This is a genomic window from Micromonospora olivasterospora (assembly GCF_007830265.1).
GTDB classification, from domain to species: domain Bacteria; phylum Actinomycetota; class Actinomycetes; order Mycobacteriales; family Micromonosporaceae; genus Micromonospora; species Micromonospora olivasterospora.
The window spans coordinates 4,677,574-4,695,611 of record NZ_VLKE01000001.1; the positions used below are offsets into that span (position 1 = coordinate 4,677,574).

Annotated in this window: 17 protein-coding genes and 2 pseudogenes; 8 read left to right on the forward strand and 11 right to left on the reverse strand. The window is 75.6% G+C overall.

The genetic code is table 11. From position 1 onward, the window contains the following. Nucleotides 1–166 precede the first annotated feature (166 nt). The 3 genes from JD77_RS21670 (at nt 167) to JD77_RS21680 (ending at nt 3,451) form a co-directional block, all read left to right on the forward strand. Nucleotides 167–2,014: a glycoside hydrolase family 15 protein gene (locus JD77_RS21670; protein WP_145775930.1), complete on the forward strand. Its 1,848-nt coding sequence runs from the start codon at nt 167–169 to the stop codon at nt 2,012–2,014. Beyond that, a complete protein-coding gene (locus tag JD77_RS21675) occupies nt 2,011–2,790 on the forward strand; it encodes a glucose 1-dehydrogenase (RefSeq protein WP_145775931.1) in 780 nt (259 codons plus the stop codon). The genes JD77_RS21670 and JD77_RS21675 overlap by 4 nt, the downstream gene beginning before the upstream one ends. A 157-nt stretch (nt 2,791–2,947) precedes the next feature. Continuing rightward, a complete protein-coding gene (locus tag JD77_RS21680) occupies nt 2,948–3,451 on the forward strand; it encodes a metallophosphoesterase family protein (protein ID WP_145775932.1) in 504 nt (167 codons plus the stop codon). A 182-nt stretch (nt 3,452–3,633) separates the two neighbouring features. Here the strand turns inward: JD77_RS21680 and JD77_RS21685 are convergent, their stop codons facing one another. Continuing rightward, nucleotides 3,634–3,843 (reverse strand): DUF3072 domain-containing protein, encoded by a 210-nt coding sequence (locus JD77_RS21685; RefSeq protein ID WP_145775933.1) that lies wholly within the window; start codon nt 3,841–3,843, stop codon nt 3,634–3,636. 131 nt (nt 3,844–3,974) lie between these two features. Between JD77_RS21685 and JD77_RS21690 the strand changes: the two genes are divergently transcribed. Continuing rightward, on the forward strand, nt 3,975–4,937 hold the full coding sequence (locus JD77_RS21690) for an NAD(P)/FAD-dependent oxidoreductase (protein WP_145775934.1): 963 nt from the start codon (nt 3,975–3,977) through the stop codon (nt 4,935–4,937). A gap of 222 nt (nt 4,938–5,159) precedes the next feature. Here the strand turns inward: JD77_RS21690 and JD77_RS21695 are convergent. From JD77_RS21695 to JD77_RS21705, 3 genes and pseudogenes are all read right to left on the reverse strand, one after another. Next, a pseudogene (locus JD77_RS21695) lies at nt 5,160–6,356 on the reverse strand (cation:proton antiporter domain-containing protein); the annotation flags it as partial. Nucleotides 6,357–6,468: 112 nt separating this feature from the next. Continuing rightward, nucleotides 6,469–7,146, reverse strand: coding sequence for an HAD family hydrolase (locus tag JD77_RS21700; RefSeq protein WP_145775935.1), 678 nt, complete (start codon nt 7,144–7,146; stop codon nt 6,469–6,471). Between the two features lie 40 nt (nt 7,147–7,186). Continuing rightward, a pseudogene (locus tag JD77_RS21705) lies at nt 7,187–9,309 on the reverse strand (ATP-binding SpoIIE family protein phosphatase). A gap of 211 nt (nt 9,310–9,520) precedes the next feature. Here JD77_RS21705 and JD77_RS21710 point away from each other — a divergent pair. Further along, the gene (locus tag JD77_RS21710; RefSeq protein ID WP_145775936.1) at nt 9,521–10,375 is read left to right on the forward strand and encodes a mechanosensitive ion channel family protein; all 855 of its coding nucleotides are present in this window, start codon (nt 9,521–9,523) and stop codon (nt 10,373–10,375) included. Nucleotides 10,376–10,525: 150 nt separating this feature from the next. Here JD77_RS21710 and JD77_RS21715 read toward each other — a convergent pair whose 3' ends face one another. Next, nucleotides 10,526–10,900 (reverse strand): DUF6401 family natural product biosynthesis protein, encoded by a 375-nt coding sequence (locus tag JD77_RS21715; RefSeq protein ID WP_145775937.1) that lies wholly within the window; start codon nt 10,898–10,900, stop codon nt 10,526–10,528. A gap of 182 nt (nt 10,901–11,082) precedes the next feature. On the opposite strand from JD77_RS21715, the gene JD77_RS21720 reads away from it, so the two are divergent. Beyond that, nucleotides 11,083–11,529: a hypothetical protein gene (locus JD77_RS21720; RefSeq protein ID WP_145775938.1), complete on the forward strand. Its 447-nt coding sequence runs from the start codon at nt 11,083–11,085 to the stop codon at nt 11,527–11,529. 28 nt (nt 11,530–11,557) lie between these two features. Here JD77_RS21720 and JD77_RS21725 read toward each other — a convergent pair whose 3' ends face one another. Continuing rightward, complete coding sequence (locus tag JD77_RS21725) at nt 11,558–11,770, reverse strand: hypothetical protein (protein WP_145775939.1); 213 nt, start codon at nt 11,768–11,770, stop codon at nt 11,558–11,560. Nucleotides 11,771–11,951: 181 nt separating this feature from the next. Here JD77_RS21725 and JD77_RS21730 point away from each other — a divergent pair, with 181 nt between their 5' ends. Continuing rightward, nucleotides 11,952–13,367, forward strand: a complete 1,416-nt coding sequence (locus JD77_RS21730; protein ID WP_211372627.1) for an MFS transporter — start codon at nt 11,952–11,954, stop codon at nt 13,365–13,367. Between the two features lie 50 nt (nt 13,368–13,417). Here the strand turns inward: JD77_RS21730 and JD77_RS21735 are convergent, their stop codons facing one another. The 4 genes from JD77_RS21735 to JD77_RS21750 form a co-directional block, all read right to left on the reverse strand. After that, on the reverse strand, nt 13,418–13,678 hold the full coding sequence (locus JD77_RS21735) for a hypothetical protein (RefSeq protein ID WP_145775940.1): 261 nt from the start codon (nt 13,676–13,678) through the stop codon (nt 13,418–13,420). A 148-nt stretch (nt 13,679–13,826) separates the two neighbouring features. Then, the gene (locus tag JD77_RS21740) at nt 13,827–14,288 is read right to left on the reverse strand and encodes an SRPBCC family protein (protein WP_145775941.1); all 462 of its coding nucleotides are present in this window, start codon (nt 14,286–14,288) and stop codon (nt 13,827–13,829) included. Nucleotides 14,289–14,341: 53 nt separating this feature from the next. Then, nucleotides 14,342–14,758, reverse strand: a complete 417-nt coding sequence (locus tag JD77_RS21745) for a DUF2795 domain-containing protein (protein ID WP_145775942.1) — start codon at nt 14,756–14,758, stop codon at nt 14,342–14,344. A gap of 221 nt (nt 14,759–14,979) precedes the next feature. Next, nucleotides 14,980–15,960: a YihY/virulence factor BrkB family protein gene (locus JD77_RS21750; RefSeq protein WP_145775943.1), complete on the reverse strand. Its 981-nt coding sequence runs from the start codon at nt 15,958–15,960 to the stop codon at nt 14,980–14,982. Nucleotides 15,961–16,172: 212 nt separating this feature from the next. On the opposite strand from JD77_RS21750, the gene JD77_RS21755 reads away from it, so the two are divergent. After that, nucleotides 16,173–16,574 (forward strand): ChaB family protein, encoded by a 402-nt coding sequence (locus JD77_RS21755; RefSeq protein ID WP_145775944.1) that lies wholly within the window; start codon nt 16,173–16,175, stop codon nt 16,572–16,574. Between the two features lie 25 nt (nt 16,575–16,599). Here the strand turns inward: JD77_RS21755 and JD77_RS21760 are convergent, their stop codons facing one another. Then, on the reverse strand, nt 16,600–18,033 hold the full coding sequence (locus JD77_RS21760) for an aldehyde dehydrogenase family protein (RefSeq protein ID WP_145775945.1): 1,434 nt from the start codon (nt 18,031–18,033) through the stop codon (nt 16,600–16,602). Nucleotides 18,034–18,038: the final 5 nt, after the last annotated feature.

Consider the following 18,038-nt stretch of genomic DNA (forward strand, 5'->3'; position numbering starts at 1 on the left):
CCCCTCCTCCGCGCCGTCGATCAAGAGGTTTGCGTCGGACTTGATCTCCGATCTGACGTGAACCTCTTGATCGACGGCGGGTACCTCCGCGGGCCGCGTCCGGTGGATTGCGTGACCCGGGGGTCGGCGGGCGAATGCCGGTCGGCGCCGCCGGGTAGGCACACCCGTGGACAGCGGACGGATCGCCGAGCACGGCTTCCTCGCCGACGGCCGCAGCGCGGCCCTGGTGGACCGCGCCGGCTCGGTCAACTGGTGGTGCCCGGCCCGGTTCGACTCGCCGTCGGTGTTCGGGCGGCTGCTCGACGACGACGCGGGGCACTGGTCGATCCGGCCCGAGGACGACTTCGGCACCGAGCGCGCGTACCTGGACGACACGCTGGTGCTGCGTACCGTGCTCACCACCCGGACGGGGTCGGTGGCGGTGACGGACGCGCTCGCGCTGGAGCCCAACGCGCGCGGCCACGACATCGGGCTGCGCTCGCCCCGGGTCCTCGCCCGGGTGGTGGAGGGCGTCTCCGGGACGGTGCCGATGCGGCTCCGTTACCGGCCGCGCTTCTCCTACGGCCGGGTGACCGCGTACCTGGTCGACGGCGACGGCGGGATCGACGCCACGGCCGGGGCGGAGCGGCTGCGGCTGCGCGGCGACGTGCCCGTGGAGTGCGGCGACGGGGAGGCGACCGCCCGGTTCACCGTCCGGGCCGGCGAGTCGTACGGCTTCACCCTGGGCTACGCCCCGATGTACGACGCCGGCCCGCCGCAGGTCCCGGACGCGGCGCGGACGATCGCCGAGACGGCGGAGTGCTGGCGGTCGTGGGCGGGGCTGCACCCGTACCACGGCCGGTACCCGGATCCGGTGCGGCGCAGCGCGCTGGTGGTCCAGGGCATGACGTACCAGCCCAGCGGCGCGATCGTCGCGGCGGCGACCACCTCCCTGCCCGAGGAGCTGGGCGGCGACCGCAACTACGACTACCGCTTCGTCTGGGTCCGGGACTTCAGCCTCACCCTCCAGGCGCTGTGGCGGGCGGCCTGCCCCGACGAGGCCAACCGCCAGTTCGCCTGGGTGGCCCGGGCGATGGGCCGGATCGGCGACGAGCCGGTGCCGATCATGTACGGCGTCGAGGGGGAGCGTGACCTCACCGAGCACCGCCTCGACCACCTCTCCGGGTACGCCGACAGCCGGCCGGTCTTCGTCGGCAACGACGCCTGGCGGCAGCGGCAGACCGACGTGCTCGGCGAGATCCTCGACGCGGCCTGGCTGATGCGCCACTACCTCGACCCGATGGCGCCGGAGGTGCGCCAACTGCTGCGGGACCTGGCCGACCAGGCGGTGACCGACTGGCGCCGGCCCGACGCGGGCATGTGGGAGGCGCGGGACGCCGAGCGGCACTACCTGTCGTCGAAGGTGCAGTGCTGGACCGCGCTCGACCGGGCGGTGCGCTTCGGTCCGCGCATCGGCGACCCGACGGACGTGGCCCGCTGGGCGGCGGCCCGCGACGCCGTCCGCGAGGCGGTGCTGACCCGGGGCTGGAACGACCGGCTCGGCGCGTACACGGGGGCCTTCGACTCCGACGAGCTGGACGCCTCCGTCCTGATCATGCCGCTGGTCGGTTTCCTGCCGGCCGACGACCCGCGGATGCGCGCGACGATGGACGTGGTCGAGGCCGGACTGTCCCGCGACGGCCTGCTGCGCCGCTGGGACACGGACCCGGCCGGCTTCGTCATCTGCTCGTTCTGGCTGGTCGGCTGCCTGGCGCTGGCCGGCGAGCTGGAGCGCGCCGACCGCCTGTTCGGGCAGCTCGCGGCGCGGGTCAACGACCTCGGCCTGTACGCCGAGCAGATCGACCAGGCCACCGGGGAGCAACTGGGCAACTTCCCGCAGGCGTTCTCGCACATCGGACTGATCAACGCCGCCGGGCTGCTGACCGACGCGGCGGAGCGGCGACGTCAGGGCGCGGACCGTCCGCGCCGGCCCGTGCCCGCCGGCGCGGGACGAACGGAGGGAGCACAGCGATGACCGGACGGCTCGCGGGGAAGACCGCACTGATCACCGGCTCGGACTCGGGCATCGGCCAGGCGACCGCGATCGAGTTCGCCCGCGAGGGCGCCGACGTGGTGGTGCACTACCTGCACGATCACGCCGGCGCCAACCACACCCGGGACAGGGTGGCCGACGCGGGCCGGCGGGCGGTGGTCGTGCAGGGCGACATCAGCGACGAGCGGCAGGTCGAGGCGATGTTCGACGAGGCCCTGGCGGAGTTCGGCACCCTCGACGTGCTGATGAACGACGCCGGCGTGGACGCCTCCGGCATCCCCGTCGCCGACCTGGACACCGAGACCTGGGACCGGGCGATCCGCACCAACGTCTACGGCGCGTTCTTCTGCTCCCGCCGCTTCGTGCGGCACCGCCGGGACCAGGGCGGCCGGGGGAAGATCATCAACATCACGTCGATCCACCAGGAGGTGGCCCGGGCCGGCGGCGCCGACTACGACGCCAGCAAGGGGGCGCTGCTCGAGTTCGCCAAGAGCCTCGCCCTGGAGGTGGCGCCGATGCACCTCAACGTCAACAACATCGGCCCCGGGATGGTGCTCACCCCGTTCAACCAGGAGGCCATCGACAACCCGAAGTACCTGGAGGAGCAGGTGCAGAGCATCCCCTGGAAGCGGGCCGCCGAGCCGGAGGAGATCGGCAAGCTCGCCGTCTTCCTGGCCAGCGACGACGCCGACTACGTCACCGGGTCGACGTACTTCATGGACGGCGGCCTCATGCAGAACCAGGGCCAGGGCGCGTAGGTACCGTCGGCGCAGACTCACGGAAAGAGTGGCTATGCGGGGTCGAATGGCCACTCTTTCCGTGAATCAGTCTGCTCACCGCGGCCGCAGGCGCGCAGGCGCGCCGACGGCGGGCGGGTGGGCCCCGGGGCGGCCGGCGGGGGGCGAGAATGGCGGAGTGCGCCTGGTCATCACGGCCGACACCCACGTTCCGAAGCGGGCCCGCGACCTGCCCGGAGAGCTCTGGGCGGCGATCGACGCCGCCGACGTGGTGCTGCACGCCGGGGACTGGGTCGACGTCGCGCTGCTGGACGCGCTGGAGCGCCGGGCGCGCCGGCTCGTCGGGGTGTACGGCAACAACGACGGGCCCGAGTTGCGGGCCCGGCTGCCCGAGGTGGCCCGGGTGGAGCTCGCCGGCGTCCGAGTGGCGGTGGTGCACGAGACCGGCCCGAGCGCCCGCCGGGAGGAGCGCTGCGCCGCCGCGTACGGGGACTGCGACCTGCTCGTCTTCGGCCACTCGCACATCCCCTGGGACAGCGTCGCCCCGGGCGGCCTGCGCCTGCTCAACCCCGGCTCGCCGACCGACCGGCGCCGGCAGCCGTACGCCACCTACCTGACGGCGGAGGCGGCGGCGGGGCGGCTTGACCGCGTCGAGCTGCACCGCCTGCCACCGCGCCGCTGACGCACCGGCTTCGACCGCTCGCGCCCGGCCGCTAACGCCCCGGCCGCCCCGGGGCTGCTCACGCTCCGGCCGCCCGGGGCTGCTCACGCTCCGGCCGCCCCGGGGCCGCTCACGCTCCGGCCGCCCCGGGGCCGCTCACGCCCAGGGCCGCTCACGCCCAGGGCCGCTTACGCCCCGGCTGCTCACTGTCCCCGGCCGGTCTCCGCCTGGAGTTCGTCGATGCGCTTCGCCGCCTCGGCCTTGGTCAGGTCGGCGGGCACGTCCGCCCCGGCCTCCCGCGCGAGCGTGTGCAGGTACGACTCCTGCGCGGCGGTCGGCGGCTCGTCGCCCGTGACCCAGTCGTCCGGATCCTTGATGGCCCGGTTGGCGTTGCTGCTGTCGCGGTCCGTCATGCTGTCACCCCTTCCACCCCTTCTCGAACGGGTGTGCTGATACCCCGGGGCCCGCCGTCCCATGCCGGCCGCCGCCGTCCGGCTTCCGGTCGGCGCCCCTCGGCGAGGCCCGGCGCGCATACCATCGCCCGGTGGATGCGGAGCGGGCGCGCGTCGTGGTGGTCGGGGCGGGGATCGCCGGCGTGGCGTGCGCCGTCGAGCTGGTGCGGGCCGGGGTGCCCGTGGAGATCCGGGAGCGGGCCCGGGTGTCCGGTGGTCGGATGGCCAGCAGGCGGTTCGAGGGGCGCCCCGCCGACATCGGGGCGGCGTACTTCACCGTCAGCGATCCCGACTTCGCGGAGGTGGTGCGCGGCTGGGCGGACGCCGGGCTGGCCCGGGAGTGGACGGACACGTTCGTGGCGTACTCCGCGCAGGGCCGACGGGAGGTCCGGGGCCCGATGCGCTGGGCGGCGCCGCGCGGACTGCGCTCACTGGTCGAGCACCTGGCCGCTGGGCTGCCGGTCACGGTCGACCGGCTCGTGTCCGGCGTGGAGCCGGGCCCGACGGCCGACGGGGAGCCCTGCGCCGCCGTGGTACTGGCCATGCCGGGGCCCCAGGCGGCCCTGCTGCTCGACCCGTCCCTGGCGGCGGCCACCGCCGCGGTGCGGGCTCAGCGGTGGTCCCCGTCGCTCGCCGGGGTGCTGCGCTTCCCGGCCCGGCGCTGGCCCGACTTCCGGGGCGCGTTCGTCAACGACCACCCGCTGCTGAGCGTCGTGTGTGACGACGGCGACCGGCGCGGCGACCGCGCGCCCGTGCTCGTCGCGCACACCACGCCGGAGTTCGCCGCCGGGCACCTCGCCCAGCCGGCCGGGGCCGGGCCGGCGATCGAGCAGGCGGTCCGGGACCTGTTCGGCCTGCCCGAGCCGGCCGAGCACGTGCACGTGCACCGCTGGACGTACGCGAAGCCGGCCGGCGGCGGCAGCGGGACGTACCACCTCGACGCCGACGGCATCGGCCTGGCGGGCGACGCCTTCGGCGTCACCCCCCGCGTCCAGACGGCCTGGCTCTCCGGCCGAAACCTGGGCCGCGCCCTGACCAGCTCCCTCCGCGCCTGACCCGCGCCCCACCCCGGCGATCTTGCACTTGTGGCCCCTTGTTCGCGGTGTTCGCCCCGTTTGTCCGGGCCATAAGTGCAAGATCGCGGGGGTCAGGCGGGGGTGGGGGTGCGGGGGGTGGGGTGGGGGTGGGGGTGGGAGGGGTGGGAGGGGTGGGAGGGGTGGGGGTGAGGGGGTGTGGGGGGTGGGGGTGGGGGTGTCGTCCAGGAGTTGCATGACCGGGGTGGCGGCCACCCCGTGCGCCACCACCGAGACCAGCACCACCAGCCCGACGGTGGCCCAGACCAGGTCGGCCTGCGGGAAGTCCAGCCTGGTCGTCGCGTACGCCACGTAGAAGAACGAACCGACGCCCCGGATGCCGAACAGGGCGATCACCCAGTGCTCCGCCGGCCGGCCCGGCGCGCCCCGCAGCGACAGCCACGCCGTCAGGGGCCGGACCACCAGGACGAGGGCCAGCCCGACCAGCGCCGCCGGCCAGGTCAACGGCGCGAGCAGGCCGCCGACCACGGCCCCGCCGAAGAGCAGCAGCAACAGGACGGTGAGCAGCCGCTCGGTCTGCTCGGCGAAGTCGTGCAGCACGGTGTGGAACTCGTGGGTACGCTCCGCGGCCCGGATCGCCCGCGCCGCCACGAAAACGGCCAGGAAGCCGTACCCGCCGGCGACCTCGACCAGCCCGTACGCCAGGAACGTGGCGGCCAGGGCCAGGAAGCCCTCGGCGTGCCGGGCCAGCCGCAGGTCGCGGGGGGCCCGGAAGAACAGCTTGCCGAGCAGCCAGCCCACCAGCAGCCCGCCGCCGACGCCGACGGCCAGCCTGTACAGCACGTCGACGGTGAGCCACCGGCCCAGCCAGTCGGCCGGGGCGGGCCCGGCGGCGGCGAGCGCGATCGCCGCGGACACGAAGGGGAAGGCCAGGCCGTCGTTGAGGCCGGCCTCCGAGGTGAGCGCGAAACGCACCTCGTCCTCGGAGTCCTCCACGTCGGTCGGCTCGCCGACCTGCACGTCGGAGGCGAGCACCGGGTCGGTCGGGGCGAGCGCCGCGCCGAGCAGCAGCGCGGCGGCCGGGACCAGCCCGGCCCACCACCAGCCGAGCAACGCCACCGCCGCGATGCACAGCGGCATAGCGACCCCCAGCAGCCGCCAGGTGGACGACCACCGCGCCCAGCTCAGCGGCCGGTCGATCTTCAGACCCGCCCCCATCAGCGCGACGATCACGCCCACCTCGGTGAGGTGCGTGGCGAGCTCCGGGTACGCCAGCGGATCGGGCCGGGGGAGCCCGATGGGGAGCAGGAAGATCACCATGCCCAAGCCGAGGAACGCGATCGGCATCGACAACGGCCGGCGTTCGAGCACCCGGGGCAGGACCCCGGCGAGCAGGGCACCCAGGCCCACCACCGCGAACGCGACGTCTACCGGCTCCACGACACCACCCTTCGGCCTCGCCCGCGCCGCCGCGGGCAGGTGGTGACGGACCTTGCCCCGTCCGCCGTCGCGGTATGCGCCGGTGTCCGGAATCGATCTTCCGACCGGGCGCTCAGGTCAGCTTGGCGATCGGAGAGTCCTCCAGCGCGTCCAGCAGCGCGGCCGGGTCGTCGTAGACGGCCACCGCGCCGGCCCCGGCAAGCTCGCCCCGGCTGGTGCCGCCGCAGGTCAGGCCGACGCAGGGGATGTCCAGCTTGCCGGCGGCGGCGACGTCCCAGACCGAGTCGCCGACGAAGACCACCCGGGACGACTCCAGGCCGGACTGCTCCAGCGCCGCGACCAGGATGTCCGGCGCGGGCTTGCTGCGGTCCGCGTCCGCCGAGGAGGTGACCTCGTCGATCACGTCGTCGGCGGCGAGCGCCCGGCGCAGCGCGCCGACCTCGTGCTCGGCGGCGGAGGTGGCGAGCACCACCCGCAGCCCCCGGGCGGCCAGCGTCCGCAGCAGGTCGGTGGCGCGGGGCAGCGGGGTCAGCCGCTCCCAGTACTCGGCGTACAGGCAGTCGTGGGCGTCGCGCAGCCGGCCGTCGGCGCTCCGGTCCCGCTCCGGTCCGAGCAGGTGGTCGAGGAGCTTGTCCGAGCCCATGCCGACGGACCGGTGGATCAGCGCCATCGGCACCGGCTGGTTGGCCTGGCGCAGGGCCTCCCACCAGCTGACCGTGTGCAGGTAGGTGGTGTCGACGAGGGTGCCGTCGACGTCGAGGAGGACTCCGCGGGGCTTCTCCGTGCTCATGCGTCCCCTCCTACCCGGTCGGCGTCGCGGCGACGCGTGCCTACGCCGGCGGAATGAGGATCTCGAACCAGACCGTCGAGCCGCGCACGGTCGGGTCGGTACCCCAGGCGTCGCTGAGCTGCTCGATCAGGCCGAGCCCGCGGCCCCGGCTGCTCAGCGTGTCCGTCTGTGGCCGGGTCACCGTGCCCCGGGTGCCGGAGTCGGCCACGGACACCAGCAGCCGCTCCGGGCTGAGGTCGATGTCGACCCGGGCGGCCGTGCCGGCGTGCAGCAACGCGTTGGTGGTCAGCTCGCTGGTGCACAGCACGGCGGCACCCACCACCGACTCGGGCACCTGCCAGTCGGTGAGCTGCGCCGTCATCCAGTGCCGCACCCGGCTCGGTGCGGTCGGCTCCGCCGGCACCTCCATGCTCGCCGAGCGGCTGGGCATCAGCGCGTGCTCCACGGCGAGGACGGCGACGTCGTCCTCGGTCGCGCCCTCGACGGCGGCGGTGGCCACCGCGCACAGCGCCCGCGGGTCGCCGCTGGCCGCGCCGGCCACCGCGGCGGCGAGCCCGTCGAGCCCGGCGGTGAGGCCCAGCCGGCGCCGCTCCACCACCCCGTCGCTGAACAGCAGCAGCGTGTCGCCGGGGGCGAAGCGGACGGTGGCGGTGCGCGGGGCGCAGCCCAGCCCCAGGGGGGCTCCGGGCGGCACGTCGACGTACTCGGCCACCGGCTCGCCGCCGGGCGCGCACCGCCGCACCAGCGGCGCGGGATGCCCCGCGCTGGCCAGCGTGAGCAGTTCGCGGTCGGCGTCGATCACGCCGAACACCACGGTCACGAACAGCTCGTGGGTGCCGGTCTCGGTGCCGAGGCTGTCCACCAGGCGGTCGAGGCCGGCGAGTACGGCATCCGGGCGGGGGTCGGTCAGCGCCAACGCGCGCAGCGCCGCCCGGACCTGGCCCATCCGGGCGGCGGCCTGGACGTCGTGGCCGGCCACGTCGCCGAGGACGACGCCGAGCTGCCCGGTGGGCAGCAGGAACGCGTCGTAGAAGTCGCCGCCCGCGGCGTTGCCGTCGACGCCGGGATCGTACCGGGCGGCGATGCGCAGCCGGGCAGGTCGGGCAGCCGCGCCGGGAGCATGCTGCGCTGGAGCAGCTGGGCGGTGCCGTGCTGGGTCTCGAACCGGCGGGCGCGCTCGGCCGCCTGGCCGACCAGCTCGGCCGAGGCCGCCAGCAGGGCCCGCTCGGCGGCCGACCACGAATGCGTCCGGTGATGGCCGACGGTCAGCGCGCCGCGCAGCGCCGACGTGCGCAGCGGCTGGGCCGCCAGCGCCCGCACCTTCTGGTCGTGCCGGTCCGCGGCGATCTCGCGCAGCGGCTGGCCGTCACCGACGTACTGGGGCACGCCGCTGCGCGCGGCCGCGACCAGCGGGCCCGCGGCGTCGGCGGGCGACCGCCGCCACAGCGGAGGCAGCCGCTCGTCGGCCTCGTCGAGCAGCTCTCCGCGTACCCGGCGGACCATCCGCCACCCCGCGCCCTCGTCCACCCCGAAGGCGACCCGGTCGGCGTCGAACGAGGCGAGCGCGTAGCGCAGGGTCACGCGGGCGACGTCGTCGAGGGTGAGGGTGCCGGCCAGCGCGGCGGCGAACTCGCCCAGGCTCTGCAACTGCTCGGTGACCTGGCTGGTCTCGGCGGCGATGGTCAGCACCCCGACGACGCGTCCGGCGCCGTCGCGCACGGGGGAGTGACCCCGGGTGAAGGCGGCCTGCTGCCGGGCGTCGGGGCGGCGCTGGTCGTGCGGGAGGACGGCCTCCCGGTCCAGGAACGACTCGCCGTGCCGGTACGCGCGCGTGAGCACGTCGCCGACGCCCGGCTCGTGCCAGGAGTCGGCGAACACCTCCGCCGCCGGCCGGCCCATCGCCGCCGGGTGCCGGTCGCCGATCAGCGCCGCGTACCCGTCGTTGTACAGCAGCAGGAGGTCCTCGCCGTAGGCGAACGCCATCGGCACCGGGGAGGCGAGCACCAGGTCCACGACCGCGCGCACCGCCGGGTCCCAGCCCTGCCGCGGGCCGAGCGCGGTGCCGGCCCAGCCGGGACCGGGAACGACGCCGGCCGCGTCGGAGCCGGTGGCCTCCCCGGCGGGCGTGGTGGGCGTGGGGACGCGCCCGACGGTGCCTGGCATGTCCGCAGCCTAGCCGGAGCGTGCGCCGAACGGTCCGAGCGCGTCGCCGACCGGTGTGGGACGGCCACCGGCCCGGTCGGGTGCCGGTGACGCCAGGGCAGGTCAGCACCACTTTCGGAGGAGATGTCGGGAAATTCGGACGGATCGGGCCGCGTGTCGTCCGACGGGCCGGGTATGCGCCCGCCGAAGTCCATGCGACAGGAGGGACACCATGCCGACAACCCTCGCGGTCGGGCAGGTCAACATCGGGGCCGCCCTGACCGACTTCTGGAGATCAGTGCTGCTGTTCGTCCCGAGGGCCGTTGCCTTCATCGTGATCCTCGTGGTGGGCTGGCTCGTCGCCAGAGCGGTGCTCAAGATCGTGGACAAGGTGCTGGAACGGGTCGGGTTCGACCGGTGGGTGGAGCGCGGTGGCGTCAAGCGGGCGCTGGAGCGCACCAAGTACGACGCCAGCAGCATCCTGGCGCGGTTGGCGTACTACGCCGTGCTGCTGTTCACCCTGCAGTTCGCCTTCGGCGTGTGGGGTCCGAACGCGATCAGCGACCTGATCCGGGGCGTCGTCTCCTGGCTGCCGCGGGCGTTCGTCGCGATCGTCATCGTGGTGATCGCCGCCGCCATCGCCAACGCCGTACGCGACCTGGTCACCGGCGCGCTCGGCGGGCTGTCCTACGGGCGGTTCCTGGCCGACGTGACGGCGATCTTCATCCTGGCGCTCGGCATCATCGCGGCCCTGAACCAGGTGGGCATCGCCACCACCGTGACCACCCCGGTGCTGATCGCGGTGCTCGCCACGGTGGCCGGCATCCTGGTCGTCGGCGTGGGCGGCGGCCTGGTGAAGCCGATGCAGAGCAGGTGGGAGAACTGGCTGAACCGCGCCGCCGAGGAGTCCCGGGCGATCCGGGAGCGCCGGGAGGCCGAGGCCGCCGGGCGGGGCGACGTGGAGCGGCAGATGGCCGACCGGGCGGCGGCCGAGCGCGCCCGCGCCATGTCGCACCCGGAGTCGATGTCCGGGGCCCGGGGCGGCCGGGGCGAGGAGACCCAGCAGTTCCCGCGCCCGACCGGCTGAGCCGGAGCGGGAGCAGGGGAGGGTGTCCGCGCGGGGGCGCGGGCGCCCTCCCGCCGTACGGGCGGGACGGGTCGGGGACCGAGGGACCGGCGCGGGCTCGGCGGGACGGGTCGGGAACGCCGGCGGGCGACCCGCCGGTCGGCGCGGGGCTCAGCGGGGCGGCGCGGCCGGGGGACGGGCGGGCAGGGACTCCGCCAGCGCGCAGACCGCCAGCAGCCGGGTGAGCAGCCAGTCCGGCTCGGACCAGTCGGTCGGCCCCTGCGGGGCGCGCCAGCCGTGCTCCCGGGCGGCCGACCGCACGCCCTCGACGTACCCGGCGAGCGCGGCGCGGGTCAGCGGCCGGGCGTCCCCGTCGAGGCTGTCGCGTACGGCCGCCGCGTGCTGGTCGACCTCGGCGAGCAGCCCGGGGCGGGCCGCCGCGGCGGCGAGCCCGGCGGTGCCGAGGGAGGCGGCCAGCGCGGCGAGGACGGCGTCGGCGGAGTCCGTGACGGCGGGGGTCGCCACCCGGTTGAACGGCACACGCATGAGGATCGAGGCTAACCGGCCGCCGGCGGGTGCCGCCTCGGCCCTCCGGCCGGTACCGGGTCCTCCACCCATCGGTCCGACCCCCGGCCGAGGGGATTGACCCGGTCGCGGCGGGGCAGAAGGGAAACCGTGGCGCAGGAGGGGAAACGCGAACCGCGCAGCCGACACGGGTGGAGGTACGGATGGGACGGCAGGACGGACCCGACGAGCGGCACCGCCGGCCGGCGGGGGTGAGCGACGCCACGGTGACCGCCCTGGGCAAACTCAGCGAGGCGCTGGAGGCGATCGAGCGGGCGCGCGGGCACCTGTACTCGCTGCACCAACTGGTCGGCCACGCCGACCTCATGCTCGACGACGCGGTGGCACGGTTCCGCGAGGCCGGGCACGACGCGATCGCCGAGCGGATCTCGACCGACCTGCTGGGCCGCAACGTGATCGCCGGCCGGTGGACGTTCCAGATCGTCGAGGACTTCGACGACGGCTACTACGCGTTGTTCCGGGACGTCGACCGGCAGGCCCGCGAGGAGTTGGTGGGCGGCCGGCGCCACCTGTACGAGGCGGAGATGAAGGAGCGGCGGCGCACCCGGGGCCGCCCGGGCCACGAGGCGCGCCCGGGCGCGGCGGGCTGAGCCCGATCCGGGGCGCTGCCGCCGCAGGTCAGTCCGAGGAGCGCGCGCCGGCCGTGCGGCGCCGGGCGGCGTCGTCCGCGATGATCAGGGTGGCCACCATCAGGGCGACGCAGAGGCTGAACAGCCACGAGTCGTCGGAGACCAGCTTGGCGGCGATCGGCGCCTGGACGGCGGCGAGCAGGAAGCCGAGCCAGGCGAGGCGGCGCTGACGAAGGGTGAGGAAGCCGGAGCCCTGTTGCATCCCGAAAGTCTTACGCGGCGGCCCCTGATCGCCGTCAGCCCATCTGGCGATTCTGGCTGACCTGTCCGTTCTTCTGACCGTTCAGCCCGCGATTCTTGTCGTTTCGGGGAGGCGGCTATCGGGGCGGAGCCTCCTGCCAGAACTGGGGCAGGATGGTGCCCCGTGGCCCCCTCCCAGCCCTGTGCCTCCCCGCCCCGGGCCTCCCGCCCCGGGCCTCCCCGCCCGGGCCTCCCCGCCCCGGGCCTCCCCGCCCCGGGCCTCCCCGCCCCGTGCCGCCCTGCTCCTGCTCGCCTACCTCGCGTTCGCGAGCCTCGGCCTGCCCGACGGGCTGCTCGGCGTCGGCTGGCCGTCCATCCGCGCGGACCTGGGCGTGCCGATCGAGGCCGTGGGTCTGCTGCTCACCGCGGGGAGCACCGGCTACCTGACCTCCAGCGTGCTGGCCGGGTTCACCCTGGCCCGCCTCGGCGTCGGCGCGCTGCTCGCCGGCAGCACCCTGCTGACCAGCCTCGCCCTCACCGGCTACGCCACCAGCCCCGCGATGGCCGTCACGACCGGCTGCGCGCTGCTGCTCGGCCTGGGCTCCGGCGCGATCGATTCCGGACTCAACGCGTACGCGGCCGGGGCGTTCGGCGCGCGGCACATGAACTGGATGCACGCGTTCTTCGGCCTCGGCGTGGCCGCCGGCCCGCTGATCCTGACGGGGGTGCTCAACGCCGGCCTCGACTGGCGCTGGGGGTACGGCGTGGTCGCCGCCGCCCAGCTCGCCCTCGCGGCCGCGTTCGCCCGGACCGTGCGGGCCTGGCGGAACGGCCCTCTACGCCGCCCGGCTGCAGCCCGGACAGAGTGGGCAACTGCCGAGGGCGCCGTTCCTGCAGCTGCTCGTCCCGCGCGGCACCGTCACCCCCGGTGGCGCCGGGACGCTCGGCACCGGGGACGCCGTCCGCTTCCTCGCCACCGGTGGGCAGCGGGTCACCGGGCGCCGGCGGGGCCGTACGGGGACCCACCTGCACCCGCGGCCACCCCGGCCCGGGCCCGCGACACGCTGCGTCTGCCGACGGTCTGGCTGGGCGCGGTCGCCTTCGTCGTGTACGTGGCGATCGAGATCGGCACCGGACTGTGGGCGTTCCTGCTGCTCACCGAAGGGCGAGGGCTGACCGCCGGGGCGGCCGGCGTGGCCCTGTCCGGCTACTGGGCCAGCCTGTTCGTGGGGCGGGTCGTGCAGGGGATCGGGGCCGAGCGGCTCGGGCCCGGGCGGGTACTGCGCGGCAGCCTGCTCGGGATGGCCGCCGGGGCGGCGCTGGTCGCCCTGCCCGCGCCCGCCTGGGTCGCGGTGAGCGGACTGCTGGTGCTGGGCTTCGCCGCCGCCCCGGTCTACCCGCTGCTCACCCTCAACACGGCCGAGCGGGTGGGCGCCGCGCACGCGGACCGGACCATCGGCGTGCAGACCGCCGCCGCCGGGCTGGGCGGATCGGTGGTGCCCACCGGGATCGGGGTACTGCTCGGGCGCACCTCGGTCGAGGCGCTCGGGCCCGCGCTGCTGGTGCTCGCCGTGGCCCTGGTCGCCCTGCACCGGGTGGCGTCCCGCCCGCTGGCCTGAGCCCCCGGGCGTACCGCGCCTCCCGTCCGCCTGTCCGCGGGCGGACAGGTTCACACGTCCGGGCCGGTCCGTCCCGTCGTCGACGGCCGGTACGCCCGGTCGGCGTCGGTCCGCTCACGCTCCCGCTCCGGGGGCGCCGCGCCCCGGTCCACCGCCTCCGGGCCGTGCCCGAACGCCGACTCCCCGCCCGCGTCGCCGGCGGTCACGTCGTCGGCCTGCCCGTCGGGCGTCGACCGGGCGATCGCCCGGTCGAGCTGCTCCAGGGGAAGGTCGGCCTCGTCGCGCCACACGTGGCTGTCGCTGTCCGTCATGCTCTCGCGGTACCCCGGCCCGGTGATCGCAAACGGCCGGGATACCCCAGCCGGTGATCGCAACCGGCCGTCCGCCCGCCCGTGTCCGGCGCGGACGCGGCGGTGGCCGCCGGACGCCGGCGGCCACCTTCGGCTCGGGTCGGGGGGATCAGGGCTGGGGGCGGGCGACGGTGCCCCGCCAGGCGCCGGTCTCCTGACCGCGGCGCTCGATGAACTGCTTGAACCGCTCGAGGTCGCCCCTGGCCCGGCGGTCGACCAGGCCGAGCTTGTCGCCGGCCTGCTCCAGCACGCCGTGCGCCTCGAACTCCAGCTGGAGGGTGACCCGCGTGTTGCCCTCGTCGAGGCGGTGGAAGGTCACCACCCCGGCCTGCCGGGTGCCGCCGGTGGAGTGCCAGGCGACCCGTTCGTCCGGGAGCTGCTCGGTGATCTCGGCGTCGAACTCCCGCTTGACCCCGGCGATCTCGACCGTCCAGTGGGTCATCGTGTCGGTCACCTGCCGGACCTCCTGCACCCCCTCCATGAAATGCGGGAACTCCTCGAACTGGGTCCACTGGTCGTACGCCGTCCGGATCGGGACGGCCACGTCCACGTGCTCGGTGACACCGCTCATCGGCACTGCTCCCTCCTGCGTCGGTGCTCCGTTCGGGTCGGGGGCGACCCGGGTCACCAGCGCGTCGTCTCGTTCTTGTTTCCGAGCGCGGCCCACACCTCCGACACCGTCTGGTAGACCGTGTCCGGCGGCAGGCCCCGCAGGCCGGCGACCACGTCGTCCGGCGCGTCGTTGGCGAGCGCGTTCGCGACCAGCATCTCCCGGTCGCCCGGCAGGGCCGCCATCGTGATGAACCGCCCGAGCCGGCTGCGCTCCTCCACGTCCCGGGAGCTCATCCCCTTCGGGGCGCCGCTGCGCAGCTCGCCCGCCGGCGCCGTGGTGGCCTCCGGCTGGTCCTCGCCCGCCGGCTCCGGCACACGGGACTCGTCGACCCGGGAACCGCCGGTCCCCGGCCCCTGCACGAGGCCGCTGACCTCCTGGCTCATCTGCTCGTCCACCCTGGGGGCGTGCTTGCTGCTGCCACGTTCCATGCCTTCTGCGCTACCCGAGGGGGCCGCCGGTAAACCGGACCGCGAGGCCGGGCGAATGGCTGGGGAGTGGCCGGGGCCTGATCGGGATGGCGCGGCTGCCGCTGGCGGGGTGGTCAGGAGGCGGCCGGGGCCTGATCGGGATGGCGCGGCTGCCGCTGGCGGGGTGGTCAGGAGGCGGCCGGGGCCTGATCGGGATGGCGCGGCTGCCGCTGGCGGGGTGGTCAGGAGGCGGCCGGGGCTCGGGGCGGCAGCACGGGCTCCGTCGGGTCGGGGTCGCCGGCCTGGAGCGCCCGCCCCCGCTGCAGCTCGGCGTTGATCTGCACGCCGAGCATCAGCGCCGAGTTGGACAGGTAGAGCCAGACCAGGAACGCGATCACCGCGCCGAGGCTGCCGTAGGTCACGTCGTACGAGCCGAAGTTGGCCACGTACAGGCCGAAACCGAAGGAGGCGAGCGCCCAGGCGAGCAGGGCCACCGCCCCTCCGGGGGTGAGCCAGCGGAACCGCGGCTGCCGCACGTTCGGGGCGATCCAGAACAGCAGCGACAGCAGCACCATCATCACCGCGGCCAGCGCCGGCCACTTCGCGACGCTCCACGCCGTACGGGCCAGGCCCCCGGCGTGCAGCAGGTCGCCCACCGCGTCGGTGACCGGGCCGCTGACGATCAGCCCGGTGGCCACCACGGCGAGCAGCACCAGCGACACGGCGGCCAGGCCGATCTGCAGCGGCCGCAGCCGCCAGAACGGCCGGCCCTCCTCGACGCCGTAGATGGCGTTGGAGGCCCGGGTGAACGCGCCGATGAACCCGGACGCCGACCACAGCGCCCCGAGCAGGCCGAAGCTGAGCAGGGCCGACGTGCCGCCGCGCTGGTCCACCACGCCCCGCACCACGCCGACGAACGCGTCGTTGCCGACCACCGACCCGGCGCCGAGGTCCCGGGCCAGGCCGATGACGGTGTCCACCGTCCGCTCGCCGTCGGAAACCAGCCCGACCAGGGCGACCACCACGATCGCGGACGGGAAGAGCGCGAGCACCCCGTAGTAGGTGAGCGCGGCGGCCCAGTCCGCGCAGTTGTCCTTGACGAAGTTGCGCCCGCCGCGCACCAGCACGCCGCGCCAGGTGCGCCAGCTCAACTGGCGCACCCGCCGGGGGAGTCGTACCCGTGGCCCGCCGGGCGCGGTGCCCGGTTCCGTCGTCGTCGCCATGCCCGCCCCCTGAAACCCCGGTCGCCCGCTCGTCGGCGGCGCGCTCGCCCGGCCCGGCCGGTACCCGGCGGCCCAGCCGCCCGCCTCGCCTGGCCCGGCCGGTACCCGGCCCCGGAAACCGACAAACCCGCGAACGGGCCGGGGCGTCCGGTTTGCCGGTGCGGCCTGGGGGAACGGTGAATCCGAAGAGACGTCGGACGACAGGAGGAGACATGCCTGGGCGCGAGGTACTGCCCAGCACGCTGCGCCGCTCCCCGGAGAAGGCGCAGCGCACCTGGGCGAAGACGCACGACTCGGCGGTGGAGACCTACGGCGAGGGGCAGCGGGCGCACCGCACCGCGTTCGCCGCGTTGAAGCACGAGTTCGAGAAGGTGGGCGACCACTGGGAGCCCAAGGGACGCAAGGGCCCCAGCGACCGTCAGGCGGCCGGCGGCGGCCCGGCCCGGCGGGCCCCCACGGCGGCGGGCGTGGACGCCAACGCGCCGAAGGAGCACCTGATGAAGGTGGCCCGCAGGCTCGACGTCCGCGGCCGCTCGAAGATGAACAAGCCGGAGCTGGTCAAGGCCATCCAGAAGGCCAACGACCGGCAGACCCGCAAGGCCCGGGGCGACTGACCGAGGCTCGCCCGGCGCGGGGTCGTCACCAGTGACCCCCGCCGGGGGCCTCGACGTGCACCGCCTTCGTGGCGGTGAACTCGTCGAGCAGCTCCGGCCCGTAGCCGTAGCCGTGGCCGCTGGCCCGGCGCGGGTGGGCGGCCCCGCCGGGGGCCCCGCCGAACACGGCGTTGACCTTGACGGTGCCGACCGGCAGCTCCCGCCAGGCCCGCTGCGCGTGGCTCATCGAGCCGGTGAGGACCGTCGCGGCCAGCCCGTACGGGGAGTCGGCCGCGCACCGCAGCGCCTCGCTGAACGAGTCGACCACGATCACCGGGGCGACCGGCCCGAAGGTCTCCTCCCGGGCGAGGGCCATCTCGTGCCGGCACTCGGTCACCACGGTCGCCGGGTAGAACGCGCCGGGGCCGTCCGGCAGCGTGCCGCCGGTGCGGAGCCTGGCCCCCTCGGCCACCGCCGCCGTCACCTGGCCGTGCACGTGGTCGCGGTGCCGCCGGTCCACCAGCGGCCCGAGCTGCGTCTCCGGGGCCCGGCCCGGGCCCGTCCGCAGCGACTCGGCCCGCCCCACCAGCGCCGCCACGAAGTCCTCGGCCACGTCCCGGTGCGCGTAGATCCGCTCCACCGCCACGCAGATCTGCCCCGCGTTGGCGAACGCGCCCAGCGCCGCCTGCTCGGCGGCCCAGACCGGGTCCACGTCGGCGTCGACGATCAGCGGGTCGCTGCCGCCGTTCTCCAGCAGCGCCTTCGCTCCGGTGCGGGCCGCCGCCGCGGCGATCGCGCGGCCGGTCGTCGTCGAACCGACGTGCGCCACCACGTCGACCTCGCTCCCGGCGAGCGCCGCCCCCACCTCGCCGCCGCCGGTGAGCAGCGACAGCACCCCGGCGGGCAGGGCCGCGTCCAGCGCCCGGGCCAGCAGCCAGCCCGTCGCCGGAGTCCGCTCGCTCGGCTTGTACAGCACGACGTTGCCGGTGACCAGGGCCGCGCCGAGCAGCCCGCAGGAGACCGCCACCGGGTCGTTCCAGGGGGTGATGGCGGCGACCACGCCGCGCGGCTGCGGGGTCATGAAGTCGATCGCGTCGCCCGCGCCGAGCAGGGTCCGGCCGCCGCGCACCGGGGCCAGCTCGGCGTACTGGCGCAGGGTGCCGAGGCCCGCCGCGACGCCGCCCCGGGCGTCCGCGAGGGGCTTGCCCATCTCGGCGGTGACCGCCTCGGCCAGTTCCTCGGCGACGGCCGCCACCGCGTCCACGGCCCGCGCCAGGGCGGCGGCCCGCTCCGCCGGGTCCGTCGCGGCCCACTCCGCCGCCGCGTCCCGCGCGGCCTCCACCGCCTTGCCGACCTCATCCGCCGTCGCCACCGGCACGGTGCTGACCGGGGTGCCGTCGGCCGGGTCGTGTACCACCAGTTCGCCGCCCTGGCCGCCCGCGCCCCACACTCCGCCGATGAGCTGCGCCACGTTGTACATGCGGC

Coding starts and splice junctions, on each gene's coding strand:
- JD77_RS21675 (WP_145775931.1), top strand. CDS start 2,011: ATGACCGGACGGCTCGCGGGGAAGACCGCACTGATCACCGGCTCGGAC.
- JD77_RS21685 (WP_145775933.1), bottom strand. CDS start 3,843: ATGACGGACCGCGACAGCAGCAACGCCAACCGGGCCATCAAGGATCCG.
- JD77_RS21700 (WP_145775935.1), bottom strand. CDS start 7,146: ATGAGCACGGAGAAGCCCCGCGGAGTCCTCCTCGACGTCGACGGCACC.
- JD77_RS21710 (WP_145775936.1), top strand. CDS start 9,521: ATGCCGACAACCCTCGCGGTCGGGCAGGTCAACATCGGGGCCGCCCTG.
- JD77_RS21715 (WP_145775937.1), bottom strand. CDS start 10,900: ATGCGTGTGCCGTTCAACCGGGTGGCGACCCCCGCCGTCACGGACTCC.
- JD77_RS21720 (WP_145775938.1), top strand. CDS start 11,083: ATGGGACGGCAGGACGGACCCGACGAGCGGCACCGCCGGCCGGCGGGG.
- JD77_RS21725 (WP_145775939.1), bottom strand. CDS start 11,770: ATGCAACAGGGCTCCGGCTTCCTCACCCTTCGTCAGCGCCGCCTCGCC.
- JD77_RS21735 (WP_145775940.1), bottom strand. CDS start 13,678: ATGACGGACAGCGACAGCCACGTGTGGCGCGACGAGGCCGACCTTCCC.
- JD77_RS21740 (WP_145775941.1), bottom strand. CDS start 14,288: ATGAGCGGTGTCACCGAGCACGTGGACGTGGCCGTCCCGATCCGGACG.
- JD77_RS21745 (WP_145775942.1), bottom strand. CDS start 14,758: ATGGAACGTGGCAGCAGCAAGCACGCCCCCAGGGTGGACGAGCAGATG.
- JD77_RS21750 (WP_145775943.1), bottom strand. CDS start 15,960: ATGGCGACGACGACGGAACCGGGCACCGCGCCCGGCGGGCCACGGGTA.
- JD77_RS21755 (WP_145775944.1), top strand. CDS start 16,173: ATGCCTGGGCGCGAGGTACTGCCCAGCACGCTGCGCCGCTCCCCGGAG.
- JD77_RS21760 (WP_145775945.1), bottom strand. CDS start 18,033: ATGTACAACGTGGCGCAGCTCATCGGCGGAGTGTGGGGCGCGGGCGGC.